The 15,115-nt window shown below is 65.2% G+C and carries 12 protein-coding genes; 10 read left to right on the forward strand and 2 right to left on the reverse strand.

Translation table 11 applies throughout. From position 1 onward, the window contains the following. The first annotated feature begins 102 nt into the window (after positions 1–102). The 10 genes from NFI08_RS22775 (at position 103) to NFI08_RS22820 (ending at position 11,994) form a co-directional block, all read left to right on the forward strand. The gene (locus tag NFI08_RS22775; RefSeq protein ID WP_108448288.1) at positions 103–1,038 is read left to right on the forward strand and encodes a LysR family transcriptional regulator; all 936 of its coding nucleotides are present in this window, start codon (positions 103–105) and stop codon (positions 1,036–1,038) included. Between the two features lie 88 nt (positions 1,039–1,126). Next, positions 1,127–1,345: a DUF1656 domain-containing protein gene (locus NFI08_RS22780; protein ID WP_108132484.1), complete on the forward strand. Its 219-nt coding sequence runs from the start codon at positions 1,127–1,129 to the stop codon at positions 1,343–1,345. Beyond that, positions 1,346–2,209: an efflux RND transporter periplasmic adaptor subunit gene (locus NFI08_RS22785; protein ID WP_349591632.1), complete on the forward strand. Its 864-nt coding sequence runs from the start codon at positions 1,346–1,348 to the stop codon at positions 2,207–2,209. Next, the gene (locus NFI08_RS22790) at positions 2,209–4,458 is read left to right on the forward strand and encodes an FUSC family protein (protein ID WP_349591634.1); all 2,250 of its coding nucleotides are present in this window, start codon (positions 2,209–2,211) and stop codon (positions 4,456–4,458) included. The genes NFI08_RS22785 and NFI08_RS22790 overlap by 1 nt, the downstream gene beginning before the upstream one ends. Positions 4,459–4,474: 16 nt before the next feature. Then, positions 4,475–5,350, forward strand: coding sequence for an AEC family transporter (locus NFI08_RS22795; RefSeq protein ID WP_045992015.1), 876 nt, complete (start codon positions 4,475–4,477; stop codon positions 5,348–5,350). Positions 5,351–5,471: 121 nt separating this feature from the next. Further along, positions 5,472–6,602: a PQQ-dependent sugar dehydrogenase gene (locus tag NFI08_RS22800; RefSeq protein WP_052704292.1), complete on the forward strand. Its 1,131-nt coding sequence runs from the start codon at positions 5,472–5,474 to the stop codon at positions 6,600–6,602. A gap of 373 nt (positions 6,603–6,975) precedes the next feature. After that, on the forward strand, positions 6,976–8,178 hold the full coding sequence (locus NFI08_RS22805; RefSeq protein ID WP_045992017.1) for a quaternary amine ABC transporter ATP-binding protein: 1,203 nt from the start codon (positions 6,976–6,978) through the stop codon (positions 8,176–8,178). Positions 8,179–8,183: 5 nt separating this feature from the next. Then, positions 8,184–9,017, forward strand: a complete 834-nt coding sequence (locus tag NFI08_RS22810; RefSeq protein WP_045992040.1) for an ABC transporter permease — start codon at positions 8,184–8,186, stop codon at positions 9,015–9,017. Between the two features lie 106 nt (positions 9,018–9,123). After that, a complete protein-coding gene (locus NFI08_RS22815; protein ID WP_045992018.1) occupies positions 9,124–9,978 on the forward strand; it encodes a glycine betaine ABC transporter substrate-binding protein in 855 nt (284 codons plus the stop codon). 345 nt (positions 9,979–10,323) lie between these two features. Beyond that, positions 10,324–11,994: a BCCT family transporter gene (locus NFI08_RS22820; RefSeq protein WP_349591637.1), complete on the forward strand. Its 1,671-nt coding sequence runs from the start codon at positions 10,324–10,326 to the stop codon at positions 11,992–11,994. A gap of 109 nt (positions 11,995–12,103) precedes the next feature. On the opposite strand, the gene NFI08_RS22825 is transcribed toward NFI08_RS22820, so the two are convergent. Both NFI08_RS22825 and NFI08_RS22830 read right to left on the reverse strand, forming a co-directional pair. Further along, on the reverse strand, positions 12,104–12,826 hold the full coding sequence (locus tag NFI08_RS22825; protein ID WP_253552983.1) for a 3'-5' exonuclease: 723 nt from the start codon (positions 12,824–12,826) through the stop codon (positions 12,104–12,106). Between the two features lie 5 nt (positions 12,827–12,831). After that, the gene (locus NFI08_RS22830) at positions 12,832–14,730 is read right to left on the reverse strand and encodes a DUF294 nucleotidyltransferase-like domain-containing protein (RefSeq protein WP_349591639.1); all 1,899 of its coding nucleotides are present in this window, start codon (positions 14,728–14,730) and stop codon (positions 12,832–12,834) included. Positions 14,731–15,115: the final 385 nt, after the last annotated feature.

The following is a 15,115-nucleotide window of genomic DNA, read 5'->3' on the forward strand; positions in this document are numbered from 1 at the left end:
ATGCGGTAGAGGCTGTCAGCACAAGGGAGAATGATTTTCATCCGCACGATCCCGTGGCATACTGGCGGTTCGTGTTGCCCCTCTTCCCGCTTGCGTGATGCCATGCCAGATCTCGACGAACTGCTTGCCTTCAACCGCGTCATGGAGACCGGAAGCCTGACCCAGAGCGCCATCCAGCTGGGTCTGGCGAAGTCGACCTTGAGCCGGCGAATCAGCCAGCTCGAGTCGCGGCTGGGCCAGCCGCTGCTCAAGCGTCAGGCCAACCAGCTCCTGCCCACCGAGGCCGGACAGCGCTACTACGTGATCAGTCGGGAAATCCTGGAACTCGCCGAACAGGGTCAGCGCACCCTGGACAGCCTGCGCGAGGACGTCAGCGGCGAGCTTCATGTCGAAGCCCATCGCACCCTGACGCGAAGCTGGCTGGGCGGCGTGATGGAGACCTTTCTGGAACGTCATCCGGCGATACGCCTGACGCTGAGCACCGGCGAAACGGCGCCACGGGATCCCGACTTCCAGGGCATCTGCGTATGGCTTGGCGAGACCGACGAGGGCAACCTGCGCCAGGAGCGCCTCGGCGCGCTGGAGCGCGGCATCTACGCTCATCCGGACTATCTGGCGAAGCACGGTACCCCGGAGGCACCCGACGCCCTTGGCCATCACGCATGGATCGACCTGATGGGCGACAGTCAGGGCGGCATCACCCTGTCCCACCGTCACGGCGGCACAGTGCACTTCCAGCCACCGGCGTCACGCTTTCGCGTCGACCAGTCGATGCTGCATATCGACGCCATCGCCCGGGGACGCGGGCTCGGCATCCTGCCGGTGTGGACCACCGAAGCCCGCGAACGCCATCACCCCGGCGAACTGGTGCGCTGCCTGGAAGACTGGTCGCTGGCACCGCTGCCGGTGACCCTGCTTTACGGTTTCGGCCATCAGCCGCGCAAGGTCAGCGCCCTGCTCGACCATCTGCGCGACGCCGTACCGGACGCCTGGCGAGCCCTGGAGACCACCGCCCTGCACCGCCGTCAGGCGGGGTGAGCCCCTCCCGCCCTGCTTGCATGTTTGCTACGCTTGGTCTCGGCTACACGATTCACAACCGCACGGTTGAATCCCGGGGAGGCCCAGCATGGCGCTCAAGGAAGTCGCGCTTGGCGGTATCTATTTCAGCCCACTGCTGGTCTACGCCCTGATCGGACTGCTGCTCGCCGCAGTACTACGCTTCGCCCTGCACCGCCTATGCGGCACCTCTCGGCTGTGGTACGAGGCGTGGCTGGACACCTCTCTTTTCGTTCTGTGCACCGCCGGGGTCGCCTGGTGGGGTGCGCTTGCCAGCGGAGGCGCCTGAATGCGCAAGACCCTGCGCGTGCTGATCACCCTGGCGGCGGTCGCCGCCGCCGTGGCTGCCGGACTGTGGCTATGGCGCTACTATCTGTACAGCCCCTGGACCCGTGACGCCCGAGTCGGCGCCGACATCATCACCGTGGCACCCGACGTGTCGGGCCGGGTGATCGCCCTTGCGGTCGACGACAACGACCACGTGGAAAAAGGCCAGGTGCTGTTTCGTATCGACGATGCTCGCTACCAGGCCGCCCTGGCCAAGGCCTCTGCCATCGTCGCCCAGCGTGAGGCCGAGCTTGCACTGAAGGAACACGAGGCGTCGCGGCGAGAGCAACTCAGCCGCCAGGCGATCAGCGCCGAGAATCGCGAAAGCGCCAATCGTGACCGCGATGTCGCCGCCGCCGCCCTCGACCAGGCCCGCAGTGACCTGACCAGCGCCCGCCTGGACCTGGAGCGCACCGAGGTCACCGCCCCGGCCTCGGGACACCTGATCAACCTCAAGCTCACTCAGGGCAACTACGTCAATCGGGGCACCTCGGTCATGGCGCTGGTGGTGGAAGATTCCTACTACGTCACCGCCTACTTCGAGGAGACCAAGCGCCCAGCCCTGGCCGTGGGTGATCCAGCCAAGGTCATTCTGATGAGCGGCAACCTCGAGCTGGATGGCCACGTCGACAGCATCGGACGAGCCATCGCCAATGACAACGCCACCCCCAACGACCAGCTGCTGCCCCAGGTCGAGCCCACCTTCAGCTGGGTGCGCCTGGCCCAGCGCATCCCGGTACGCATCGCCCTCGACGAGGTGCCGACGAACCTCGACCTGAGCGCCGGCATGACCGCCACGGTGCGGGTCCGGCCCGAGCCTCGCTAATGCCTTTTTCGGTATGGTGGCAGGCCTACCTGACGCCGCCGGCCAGTGCGGTCAAGTTCGCCATCAAGGCCACCCTGGCCATGGGTCTGGCGCTGTACATTGCCCTATGGTGCGACCTCGATCGTCCCTACTGGGCGCTGATTTCCGCCGCCTTTCTGCAGATTCGCCCGATGAGCGGCATGGTGCTGGAGAAAGGCATCAGCCAGATCACCGGCACCGTCGTCGGCTGCCTCGCCGGCATCGCCATCATGTCGCTGTTCGTGCAGTCGCCGACACCTGCACTGATCTGTCTGACCGCCTGGATCATCCTGTGCGCCTACGCCGCCTCGGTGACCCGCAACAACGCCTCCTTCGGCTGCATCATGGCGGCCGTCACCGCCATGCTGATCGTGGTCATCACCGCCAGCGCCCCCACGGGTCTGTTCGCGGTGGCCGTGGCGCGCCTGTCGGAGCTGGCGCTGGGGGCCATCTGCGCCACCCTGGTCAGCGCCTTGCTGTGGCCGATTCAGGTCCGTGATCATCTCGCCGGCCTGGCCGATCAGGTGGTCAATCAGGCCTTCCTGCACGGCGCCCTGCGCCTGGACAACAGCGCCGATATCGCTGCCCTGCAAGCCACCCTGACCGCCAGTCTGCAACCCCTGACCCAGCTGGAAACCGACAGTCAGGCGGCACGCTACGAAGGCCCGGAAGGCATCGGCCGGCTACGCGCCAGCCATGTGCTGACGGTGCGCACCGCCCGCCTGCTGGCGATCCTCCACGCGCTGCAGCAACTGCTGCGCTCCCACGGCGGCGAGCTGCCAACGCCCACCAAACGCCTGATCGAGGACATGGCCAATGACCTGCGCCACAGCGCCGAGGGCAGCGGCGTGGCCCAGGCCCGCCAGCGGCTGCAGGCGCTCAGGCATCGGGCCCTTCAGTGCATGGCCGCCGACTCGGACGAGGGCATAGCCCCTGCCCCAGACCAGGCCCCAGACCAGGCCTCGGACCAGACCCCAGGCCAAACCACAGCCCGGTGCGGGCACAGTCCCAGTGGGCCCATCACCAGCGACCCCGCTACGACACGCACTACCGAGTCACCAGAGGCGCTGCTGCAACGGCGCATCCATCTCGGCCTGCGCGAGGCCCTCGGCCACGCCCTGGTCATCCTCGATGCGCGGGAGGCGATCCACACCCCCGGCAAACGCCGCCTCAAGGCGCCGGCGCTGGCCTTTCACCGGGATCATCTGGAAGCCGCCCTCAACGGACTGCGAGCCGGACTGGTGTTCGCCCTGCTGGCCATCGTCTGGCGCTACACCGCCTGGGACAATGGTCAGATCGCGATGCTGGTCGGCACCCTGTTCTCGGCCTTCTTCGCGACCCGCGACAATCCGGCAGCGGTCGCCACCACCTTCCTCAAGGGGATGCTGGCGGCGGTGCCCAGCGCCTTGCTGTTCGGCCATGTACTGCTGGCCCAGGCCAACGACTTCGTCACCCTCGCGCTGGTGTTCATGCCACCCTTGTTCCTGGGTCTGCTGGGCGCCGCCAACCCCCGCTTGATGGGCTATTGCCTGGCCTTCACCATCGGCAACATCCTGCTGACCATGCCCGGCAACGGCATGGACTTTTCCATCGATGGCTTTCTCGGCCGCGCTATCGCCCTGCTGCTCGGGCTCTCCACCGTGGTGATGGCCTTTCGCCTGGCGCCAGGACTCCCCACCACCATTCGCAAGCACCGGCTGGTCAGCGCCACGGTGAACGACCTCCACGGGCTTCACCGGCGTAGCTTCCATGAAGCCGAGTCACGCTTCGGTGGTACCATGGCGGACCGCCTACTCAGGCTCGCCCAGCACGACGACAGTCTCCCGGAAGAACGCCGCTATCTATTTTCGCTGGGCCTGGTGGGGCTGGACCTTGGCTACGCCAGCCTCAATCTGCGGCGGCGCCTGGGCGGGCGCAGTGACGCGCTCGACCTCGCCCTTGACGACCTTGCCGCCGCCCTCGCCGACGACTACGGCGCCAGCGCCAGAGGCCACGCACCAGATAGAGCTCGTGAATACGGCAACCGGCTGCTGCAGACGCTTGAACAGCAGACGAATGACAGCGCCGAGTACCGGCTGATGGCGGGTCTGATAGAGCGCTTGACGATGTCGCTGGAGCACCAGGCCGCTCGCTCTCGACAGGCCCGGCAAGCCGCGCCTGCTGTCGGCGTCACTGGCCGGCAGCGTACTCCAGACCGACAGGGTGCCAAGGCCCCGGGTGTCGACCGATAAGGAGATAGATCCTCGCATGTTTGCCCAACTCTTCGCCGTGATGGCGCCGGTGATCACCGGCGCCGGTCTCGGATTCTTCTGGATCCGCCGCGGTTTCGACTATCCAGTGGCCTTCGTCACCAAACTGGTGTTCAACATCGGTACGCCTGCGTTGGTGATCGCCTCGCTGGCGGGCGCCGAGATCGACGCCTCGAGCTTCGGTCGCACCATGCTGGCAGCCGCCCTGGTGCTGTGCGCCATGGCCGCGCTGGCCTTCGTGCTGGCGCTGGTGCTGCGCAAGGACTGGCGGGTACTGCTGGCTCCCACCATGTACCCCAACACCGGCAACATGGGGCTACCGGTGATCCTCTACGCCTTCGGCGAGGCAGGTTTCGCCTTCGGCATCACGGTGATGGTGACGGTGTCGCTGTTCCAGTTCACCCTGGGCACCATGCTGGCCAGTCGCGGCAATCCGCTGAAGTCGCTGGTCAAGACGCCCACGGTCTACGCCATCCTGATCTCCATCGCGCTGTTGTTCACCGACACCGAACTGCCGCTGTGGCTGCAGAACAGCGTCGATCTGATTTCAGGCTTCACCGTGCCGCTGATGCTGATCACCCTGGGGGTGTCGCTGGCCAGCATCCAGGTCAGAAGCCTGCGCTCGGGCGTCTGGTTCAGCCTCTTGCGCATCCCCCTGGCGGCGGGCGTGGCCTGGGGCATAGGCATCTGGCTTGACCTGCCCCCCATGGCACTGGCGATCCTGGTGCTGCAGATGAGCATGCCGGTGGCGGTGTTCAACTATCTGTTTGCCCAGAAGTCCCAGCGCGAGCCCGCCTATGTGGCGAGCCTGGTGTTCTGTTCCACACTGCTATCCTTGATCTATCTACCGGTGCTGCTGGCGCTGCTGCTGTAACGCTTGTTGACCTTGGCAGGAAAAGCGTCTCCGTCGACCTGGCACGCCATCGCCGCTCGGCGTGCCCGGGACTGGGAAGCGGTCCGCCACCGGAAACCCATACTTGCCGTGCGGAGTCTCCATGTTGCGAAGCCTCACCCTCGCCCTGCTGACATTGTCATTGCCTGCAGGCGCCCAGGCGGCGTCGTTGCCCGAGCAGGTGCCGGGGCTTCATCACCCGGTCGCGCTCGAGCTGATCACCGATGAGCTGGACACCCCCTGGTCGCTGGCCTTTCTGCCCGATGGGCGCATGCTGGTCGCCGAGCAGCCCGGGACCCTGGCGCTGGTGGATGACGGTGATGTCCAGAGACTCGACGGCCTGCCCCAGGTCTCACACCGCGGCCAGGGTGGGCTCTTTGACCTGGCGCTGCATCCGCAATTCGGCGATGGCACCCACGACTGGCTCTACTTCAGCTGGGCGCAGCCCGGCAAGGACGGCGACTCGGACGACGCCACGGCGGTATCACGGGTCAGGTTCGAGGACGACGCCCTGGGCGCGATAACGCCAATTTTTGTGCAGAATCGCTTTTCCACGCCAGGCCGCCATTACGGTGGCCGCCTGCTGTTCGACGACCAGGGCCTGCTGTGGCTGACCATCGGCGATCGCGGCGTCAGCAAGAGCCGCGCCCAGGACCCGGCAGACCACGCCGGCAGCCTGCTCAGGCTGACCGCAGACGGCGATCCCGCGCCGGACAATCCGGGCTTCGACGATGACGCGGCCCCCGAGGTCTACTCGATCGGCCACCGCAACCCTCAGGGCCTTGCCCAGGCTGCCGACGGCACCCTGTGGTCGACCGAGCATGGCCCGCGCACCGGCGACGAACTCAATCGTATTCTGCCCGGCGAGAACTACGGCTGGCCCGAGGTGACCCGCGGACGCGACTACGCCACCAACCTGCCGCTGGGCGTCGACAGTGCCCCGGGCATGCGCGATCCGGCGCATGTGTTCGAAGGACGCTTTGCGCCGTCCGGGCTCGCCGTGGTCAGCGGTGAAGAATTTCCCGCCTGGCAGGGCGATCTGCTGGCGGGCGGGCTTCGCGGCGAGCGACTGCTGCGCCTGCGCCTCGAGGGCGACAGCATCATCGAGCGCGAGGTGGTGCTGGATGGCGAGGTCGGCCGCATCCGCGACGTGCGACTCGGCCCCGACGGCGCCATCTACCTGCTGACCGACAGCGATCCCGGTCGTCTGATCCGGCTGACGCGGGTACGCTGAGCGGCGCCGATACTGACCGCGACAGGAAGCGCGACAGGGAAATAGCTCCCCTTGCCCATGCCGTTCCGGCATGGGCTTCTCCCCCACTTCTACCCAATACCGCACCCATCGGGGCTTTCTCGATTCAGTCAACGTGCGCCCATGCTGAATTTGAATGATCTTTCAAAGACCTTTAGGGTATTGCACCTTTCTGCGCCTCAACGGTGAAAGCTGGCATGCTGTTCAGCCGTGGGGATGCGGCAAGGAGTGCCGCCCCTGACGCAGCCGCGCCAGCGCTGGACGATGAACGCCGACGCCAGGATGCACGTGACGTCGACCTTCATCGTTCGACCGGCTGGACGTGTTTACGCAACCCAACAAGGCACCCCTACCCATGAGCGAGAACCGATCCGTCAAGATCAAGGTTCGCGGGCTGAGCAAGGTCTTCGGCGACCAGCCGAAGAAGGCACTCAAGCTACGCGATGAAGGGCTCAAGCGTCCTGAAATCCTGGACAAGACCGGCCAGACCCTGGGCCTGTCGAACATCGACTTCGATGTCCATGAAGGCGAACTGCTGGTGATCATGGGCCTCTCAGGCTCGGGCAAGTCGACCCTGATCCGCTGCCTCAACCGGCTGATCGAGCCCACCGAAGGCGAGATCATCATCGACGGCGAGGACATTCCGCAGCTCTCCGACAAGGCACTGCTGGAGTGCCGCCGCCGTCACTTCTCGATGGTCTTCCAGAACTTTGCCCTGTTCCCCCACCGTACCGTGCAGCAGAACGCGGAATTCGGGCTGGAGATTCGCGGCATCGACGCCGACACCCGCGCCAAGACCGCCCGTGACGCCCTGACCCAGGTCGGGCTTAACGGATGGGAAGACGCCTACCCCAATCAGCTGTCCGGCGGCATGCAGCAGCGTGTCGGCCTGGCCCGGGCGCTGGCCAATGACTCCACCGTGCTGCTGATGGACGAGGCCTTCTCGGCGCTCGACCCGCTGATCCGCAAGGATATGCAGCAGGAGTTGCTGGAACTCCAGCACCGCATGAAGAAGACCACGGTGTTCATCACCCACGACCTGGACGAAGCGCTGAACATCGGTGACCGCATCGTCCTGCTCAAGGACGGTGAGGTGGTGCAGATCGGCACGCCGGAGGAGATCCTGACCAAGCCGGCCGACGACTACGTCGAGCGCTTCATCGAGGGCGTCGACATGTCCCGGGTGCTGACCGCCGAGAGCGCCATGCGCCCGGTGCGCGCGACCGCCCGCGAGGACGACGGCCCGCGTACCGCACTGCGCAAGATGAAAGAAAACGCCATGGACTCGATCTATGTCACCAGCCGCGATCGCAAGCTCAAGGGACTGGTCGAAGCCGACGCCGCCAACAGCGCCATCCAGAGCGGACAGGATCGACTGGATAGCGTGATGACCCAGGACTTCCGCACCGTGGGGCCCGACGAGCCGCTGCACAATCTGTTCGCGCTGTTCAACGAAAAGAGCTTCCCCATCGCCGTCATCGACGACGAGCGACGCCTGCTGGGCGTGGTGGTCAAGGGCGCGGTACTGGATGAACTGGCACAGGCAGGAGACCACTAATGGCGATCGAGATTCCTCGCATTCCCCTCGGTGACTGGATCGAAACCGGCCTGAGCTGGCTGACCACCGAATACTCTGCCGTCACCCGCGGCATCTCGCGGATTACCCAGACCGGTATCGACGGTCTCAATGACGCCCTGATGTGGCTGCCCGACTGGGCCCTGCTGCTGATCATCGCCGGCCTGTGCTGGAAGATGGCAAGCCCCAGGCTCGCCATCGGCGCGGTCTTGGGCCTTGGCCTGATCTGGAACCTCGATCTGTGGGACCCGATGATCGAGACCCTGACCCTGGTCGTCATCGCCACCCTGGTGGCGGTGGTCATCGCCTTGCCGGTGGGTATCGCCGCGGCGCTGTCCGATCGACTCTACCGCCTGATCATGCCGGTGCTGGACTTCATGCAGACCATGCCGGCCTTCGTCTACCTGATCCCGGCGATCCCGTTCTTCGGTATCGGCTCGGTGTCGGCGATCTTTGCCACCGTGATCTTCTCCATGCCGCCGGCCATTCGCTTCACCACCCTGGGCATCCGTCAGGTACCGGTGGAGCTGATCGAGGCCGCCGACGCCTACGGCGCCACCCGCGGCCAGAAGCTAGTCAAGGTGCAGCTGCCGCTGTCGCTGCCCACGGTAATGGCCGGCATCAACCAGACCATCATGCTGGCCCTGTCGATGGTGGTGATCGCCGCCATGATCGGCGCCGATGGCCTGGGCAGCGAGGTCTGGCGAGCCATCCAGCGACTGCGTCCGGGCGATGGCTTCGAGGCCGGCATCGCGGTGGTCATCCTGGCGATGCTGCTGGATCGCCTGACCCAGTCTCTGCGCAAGGAGCGCAAGCAGTAAACGCTCGACGCGGGCTCCCTCGGCCGGGGGAGCCTGCGGGGCGGCATTTGCAAGACACTGTCGCCTGCTTCACGCTAATACCTCTTATCGCAAGGAGAGTCGCACCATGTCACCCAAGGCAACTCGTTCTCTCGGTCTGGCCCTGGCCATCAGCGCCGCCGCCACCAGTGTTCACGCCCAGGACAAGGGTTCCGTGCACCTGGCCTACGTCGAGTGGTCGTCCACCGTGGCGTCGACCAACGTGGTTCGTGCTGTGCTCGAACAGGCCGGCTACGAGGTCGAGACCTCCGCACTGTCTGCCGCGGCCATGTGGCAGTCCGTCGCCAGCGGCGACGCCGACGCTCTGCTCGCCGGCTGGCTGCCGACCACCCACGAGGACTACTACGCGCGCCTCCAGGACCAGCTGGTCGATGCCGGCGTCAACCTCGACGGCACCAAGCTGGGCCTTGCGGTTCCGGCAGATTCCGAGGTCAACTCGATTGATGAGCTCAATGAACACGCCGACCAGTTCAATGGCGAGATCATCGGTATCGATCCCGGCGCCGGCCTGATGCGTCTGACCGAGGAAGTGGTCGACGCCTACGAGCTCGACCTGGACCTGCGCACCGGCAGCGGCGCTACCATGACCGCCGCACTGGGCAGCGCCATCGACCGTGGCGAGCCGATCGTGGTCACCACCTGGACCCCGCACTGGATGTTCGCCCGCTGGGACCTCAAGTACCTCGAGGACCCCCAGGGCGTCTACGGTGGTGCCGAACAGATCCACACCATCGTCCGTCAGGGCCTCGAAGAGGACATGCCGGAGGCCTACGCCATCCTCGAGAACTTCGAGTGGACCACGGAAATGATGGGTGAAGTCATGCTGATGAATCAGGAAGACGACACCGATCCCTACGAAAACGCCCAGAAGTGGGTCGAGGACAACCAGGACGTGGTCAAGGAGTGGCTCGGCGAGGCCTGAGTCCGATAGATGCCACGCCACCGTCATGATGCTGTGGCAATGGTCAGGGGTGCCCCGGGGCGCCCCTGCTGTCGTTGCGGCCAGCACCTGCGTCGCCCACGCGGTGCAAGCGGTCGCCGGCAGAACCTTGGGTCTCGGACGATCGTGGCAAGCTGACCCAGGCGTGCCCGGGCGGCCTTCGAACAGATGCCGTTGACGGCACAACTGGCAAGCTGGCTCAGGCAGGCCACACTTCAGGCAGGCTGGACCGTACGGTGTCGATGACAGGCAAGCCAGCCGCGACCCCGCTCCGAGTCGATGGCGTGACGCCACAGTTACCATTTTTCAACGCAAGGGAGATCGCACGTGGAAAAAGACCCCAACCACAAGCCTTCATCTGCCGATACCGGTAGTGAAGGAGTACCGGCCCCGGAGGGGCCAGCCAACCTGATCGATACGGACTACGTTATCGGTCAGGACAATATCGTCACCAAGTCCTTCGGCGTGGACGTGGACCTGCACGGCAAGGTGTTCACCGTCTCATCGCTGCTGATCCTGGTCTTCGTGATCCTGACCCTGGCCTTTCAGGGCGGCGCCGAGCCGTTCTTCAATGGCATCCGTGGCTGGCTGACCAGCAACCTGTCCTGGGTCTTTCTGCTCGGCGGCAACGTATTCGTGCTGCTGGCACTGGGACTGATCTTCACCCCGCTTGGCAAGGTCCGCATCGGTGGTGCCGAGGCCACGCCCGACTACAGCTACATGGGCTGGTTCGCCATGCTGTTCGCCGCCGGCATGGGCATCGGTCTGATGTTCTATGGCGTGTCCGAGCCGATGACCCATTTCTCCACCGCGCTCGGGGGCACTTCGGTCGGCGAAAACGGCATACGTACCGACTGGGCTCCGCTGGGCGCCGCCGCCGGTGACGAACAGGCCGCGGTCGATCTCGGCATGGCGGCAACCATCTTCCACTGGGGTCTGCACCCCTGGGCGGCCTACGCCATCGTCGGCCTGTCACTGGCCATCTTCGCCTTCAACAAGGGTCTGCCGCTGACCATGCGCTCGGTGTTCTACCCGATCCTGGGCGAGCGCGTATGGGGCTGGCCGGGCCACCTGATCGACATCCTGGCGGTCTTTGCCACCCTGTTCGGTCTGGCCACCTCGCTGGGGCTTGGTGCCTCTCAGGCTGCCGCCGGCCTGAACGAGCTGTTCGGTACGCCGAATACCGACACCACCATGGTGCTGCTGATCGCCGGCATCACCGGCGTTGCGCTGTGTTCCATCATGCTTGGCGTCGAGAAGGGTGTGCAGCGCCTGTCCCAGGTGAACATGGTGCTGGCCTTCCTGCTGCTGGCGTTCGTGATCCTGGTGGGCCCGACCCTGGCCATCGCCACCGGCTTCTTCACCAACCTGGGTCACTACCTGGCCGAGCTGCCGGCGCTGTCCAACCCCTTCGGTCGCGAGGACGCCAACTTCGTTCAGGGCTGGACCGCCTTCTACTGGGCCTGGTGGATCTCCTGGTCTCCGTTCGTCGGCATGTTCATCGCTCGGGTCAGCCGTGGCCGCACCGTGCGTGAGTTCCTCACCGCCGTGCTGCTGGTCCCGACCCTGGTATCGGTGCTGTGGATGACCTCCTTCGGCGGTACCGCCATCGAGCAGTACATCACCGATGGTTTCCAGGGCGTCCAGGACGCCGCCCTCGAGCTCAAGCTGTTCGCCATGCTCGGCGAGCTGCCGCTGGCCTCGATCACTTCCTTCATCGGCATCGTGCTGGTCATCGTGTTCTTCGTGACCTCTTCGGACTCCGGTTCGCTGGTCATCGACTCGATCACCGCCGGCGGCAAGGTCGACGCACCCAAGCCGCAGCGCGTGTTCTGGGCCATCATCGAAGGCGCCATCGCCATCGCTCTGCTGCTGGGCGGCGGTCTTACCGCCCTGCAGGCGGCGGCGGTCTCGACCGGGCTGCCGTTCACCCTGGTGCTGCTGGTGGCCTGCTACGCCATCATCAAGGGCCTGATGAGCGAGCCCAAGGCGGTCTAGGCCAGCCTTACGCAGACAGCAAGTGCATGAAAAAAGCGGCAGCCCTCGGGCTGCCGCTTTTCTTTTGGCGAGATGGCTGACGCATCGACGGGCAGCTCAACTCCCCCATTCAGCTCCACAGCATGCCGATGGGCGTCTCCGGGGCGTAGTTGCCGGCTACCTGCGCCTGCAGCAGTTCTGCCGTGGCGATGGCGTCGGTCAGGGCGTGGTGGCCATGATAATGCGGTAGCCCGTAGCGCAGCCGACTGTCGTGCAGGCGGATCGACCTGGGTGGTCGGCCCATCCAGCGACGAAAGCGCGCCATGGTCGACTGACGGTGGATGCGCGCCTCCAGCGACATGGTGTCGATCACCGGGAAGCTCAGCGACTCCTTCCAGGCCGCGCGTACCGCGGCGTCCAGAAAGGACCTCTCGATATGGCGAAAGTGCACCACCAGCAGGTGGCCGGCCATGGCGCGGAAGACATCGGCGAGCACCTCCTCGATCCGCGGAGCCCCCTGGATATCGGCGTGGGTGATGTGATGAAAGGTCACCGACTCGGCGTTCAGGGTGCGATGGGGACGCACCACCCAGTAGCGCCGCTCGGCGAGCCGAATACGCGACAGCGAAAAGGGCACCAGGCCAATCGAGACGATCTCGTCACGCCTGGGATCGAGCCCGGTGGTCTCCAGGTCCAGTGCCATCAGCGGCGCCTCCTGAATCGGCAGGATCGGCGACAGGTCGGCCCCGGCGAAGAAGTCCACCAGCGCCTGCTGGCGGCTCTTCTGACGTCGGGCGACCAGGTAGTCGTGCCAATCCGGCGCCGAGCGAGTCTTGGGGCGAAGCAACGGCATGGCGGCTACCTGCTGGTAAGGGGATAACGGAACTTGAGGAACTTCTGGGCGTTGCTGAGCGCCTGGAAGGCATCCTTGAGATTGTGTCGCTCCTCGCTGGAGACGTTTTCCGGCTCGATATTGTTGTCGGGCTCGTGCTCGTGCTCCAGATCGATGACCTGGTGACGAATCCGCGACATGGACAGAAACTCGAGCGCGTAGCGCAGCTTGTCACTGACCCCGGGCGCCAGCAACTGGGTGCGATCGATATCGTCCAGGCGGTCAAAGCTGTTCTGGGCGCGGGAACCGCAGGCCAGGGCATGGATACGGATCAGGTCCACCATCGGCGCCGTGCCGCGACGCTTCAGATTGATCGAGTTGTTGTGCTTGCCGTCCTTCTCCATCACGAAGGTGCGGAAGATACCCAGCGGCGGCGTCCGATTCAGCGCATTACGCGCCATGGCGGCAAGAAAGCGCTTGTGCTTCGACGCCTTGGTGGCGACCAGGTCCTGCAACTCCTCCACCAGCGGATTGTCACCGTGGACCGTGTCCAGATCGAAGAAGATCGAGCTGTGCAGCAGCCCTTCCGGTGACGGCCGCTCGATCCATTCGGTGAAGTAGCCCTTCCACACCGACAGCGGCTGGCGCCACTTCGGATTGGTGGCCATCACGTCCCCCTTGCAGTAGGTATAACCGCAGGCGGCCAGGCCATCACTGACCCGCTTGGCCATGGTCGCGAAGTACTCGTCGTGCAATGCTGGATCGAAGTCATCGGACAGTACCAGAGCATTGTCCTGGTCGGTGACGATGCTCTGCTCGTTACGCGCCATCGAGCCCAGCGCCATGAAGCAGTACGGCACCGGAGGCGGTCCTAGCTCCTCTTCCGCCATCTCCAGAAGCCGTCGGGTGAAGCTGCGCCCGATGGTCGACAGCGCCTTGCCCACCATCTGCGAGTCGGCACCGTCGTGTACCATGCGCACAAAGGCGGCCTGGACGTCCGGCGCCAGCTTGGCCAGACACTCCACCGACGGTTGATGGAAGATATTGCTGACCAGGTAAAGGCTGCTCTGGGTCTCGTAGCGAATGATGTCGGAGAGGTGCACGATGCCCACCGGCGAACGGCGGTGCATCACCGGCAGGTGGTGGATGTTGTTGCGCAGCATGCACAGCATCGCCTCCTGCACCGACTCATCGGACTGCACCGCGATCAGGCGGCGGCCGGCAACCTCGCCCACCGGAGTATCCGGCGACAGTCCCTCGGCCACGACCTTGGTGCGAAAGTCGCTGTCGGTCAGGATCCCGGTGACCTGCCAGTAGCCACCTTCACTATCCTTGAAGGTGTAGCGCGGGTTGTTCTCGGGCTTGTCCAGCACCAGCACCGCCGAGGCCTGGGACTCGCTGATCTGGCGCGCCGCCTCCTGCACCGTGGCCCGAGCCTCGACCATGACGGGATAGCGGGTCAGCAGCTTGCGGATCCGCGTCACCATCATGTCGTTGTTCTTGCGCTGACTTTCCACCGCCGTCTCGAGCCGGGGGCGATCCACCTCGACGAACTCGGCGAACTGCTCATCGGCTTCGCACAGCTGGTGAAACATCGCCTCGGGGATGAAGTAGATCAGGCTGTCTTCCAGCGCCTTGGCCGGGAAGCGCACGCGACTGTGGCGCAGCAGGCTGAAGTGGCCAAAGATGTCGCCCTCCCCCAGCAGGTTGTAGAGCTCTCCGTTGCGCCGGGTGACCTCCACCGCGCCGCTGCGGATGTAGCAGAACTCCTGATGCACAGCATCAAGCTCGAGAATGGACGAGCCGGCCTTGAAGTAGCTGACCTGCACCTGTCCGGCGACCTCGTCCAGCAACTCCTCCGACAGCCCGTCAAAGGGCGCAAAGCGCCCCATATGCTGGCTGATTTCCAACAGTTCCGCTTCCATGGTGTCCTCCGCGCGGTCGCCGTGGCTGGCAGCAGGACGCTCCCTGGTCCCCCACCCTCTGACTCTCGGAAGCATGGAGCCGAGGCCAGCGGCTGTAAAGCATTAGCAGTATCTTGATCGGCCTCTCGCCAAACGCCGCAGAAGCCATCGAGCGTGGCCCGGAGAGCCAGGCATTGCTGACACTGCGACCTGATGACCGATCCATCCTTCGTTGATCACGACTTCACACCCGACCGGCCGCTCGAATCCTCGCCCTGTGCAAACATCTTCAGCACTGCAAACAACAACGCCCGCCGGCCCCGAGGGCGGCGGGCGTCATCTCAGGCGGCCAGTCTCTTTGACTGGCGAGAGTGGCGGTCAGCTCACGACTGCGCCATCTCCTGTA

It is taken from the genome of Halomonas sp. EF61, from assembly GCF_040147045.1.
GTDB lineage: Bacteria > Pseudomonadota > Gammaproteobacteria > Pseudomonadales > Halomonadaceae > Halomonas > Halomonas litopenaei.

Coding starts and splice junctions, on each gene's coding strand:
- NFI08_RS22815 (WP_045992018.1), top strand. CDS start 9,124: ATGTCACCCAAGGCAACTCGTTCTCTCGGTCTGGCCCTGGCCATCAGC.
- NFI08_RS22805 (WP_045992017.1), top strand. CDS start 6,976: ATGAGCGAGAACCGATCCGTCAAGATCAAGGTTCGCGGGCTGAGCAAG.
- NFI08_RS22795 (WP_045992015.1), top strand. CDS start 4,475: ATGTTTGCCCAACTCTTCGCCGTGATGGCGCCGGTGATCACCGGCGCC.
- NFI08_RS22775 (WP_108448288.1), top strand. CDS start 103: ATGCCAGATCTCGACGAACTGCTTGCCTTCAACCGCGTCATGGAGACC.
- NFI08_RS22785 (WP_349591632.1), top strand. CDS start 1,346: ATGCGCAAGACCCTGCGCGTGCTGATCACCCTGGCGGCGGTCGCCGCC.
- NFI08_RS22780 (WP_108132484.1), top strand. CDS start 1,127: ATGGCGCTCAAGGAAGTCGCGCTTGGCGGTATCTATTTCAGCCCACTG.
- NFI08_RS22800 (WP_052704292.1), top strand. CDS start 5,472: ATGTTGCGAAGCCTCACCCTCGCCCTGCTGACATTGTCATTGCCTGCA.
- NFI08_RS22825 (WP_253552983.1), bottom strand. CDS start 12,826: ATGCCGTTGCTTCGCCCCAAGACTCGCTCGGCGCCGGATTGGCACGAC.
- NFI08_RS22790 (WP_349591634.1), top strand. CDS start 2,209: ATGCCTTTTTCGGTATGGTGGCAGGCCTACCTGACGCCGCCGGCCAGT.
- NFI08_RS22830 (WP_349591639.1), bottom strand. CDS start 14,730: ATGGAAGCGGAACTGTTGGAAATCAGCCAGCATATGGGGCGCTTTGCG.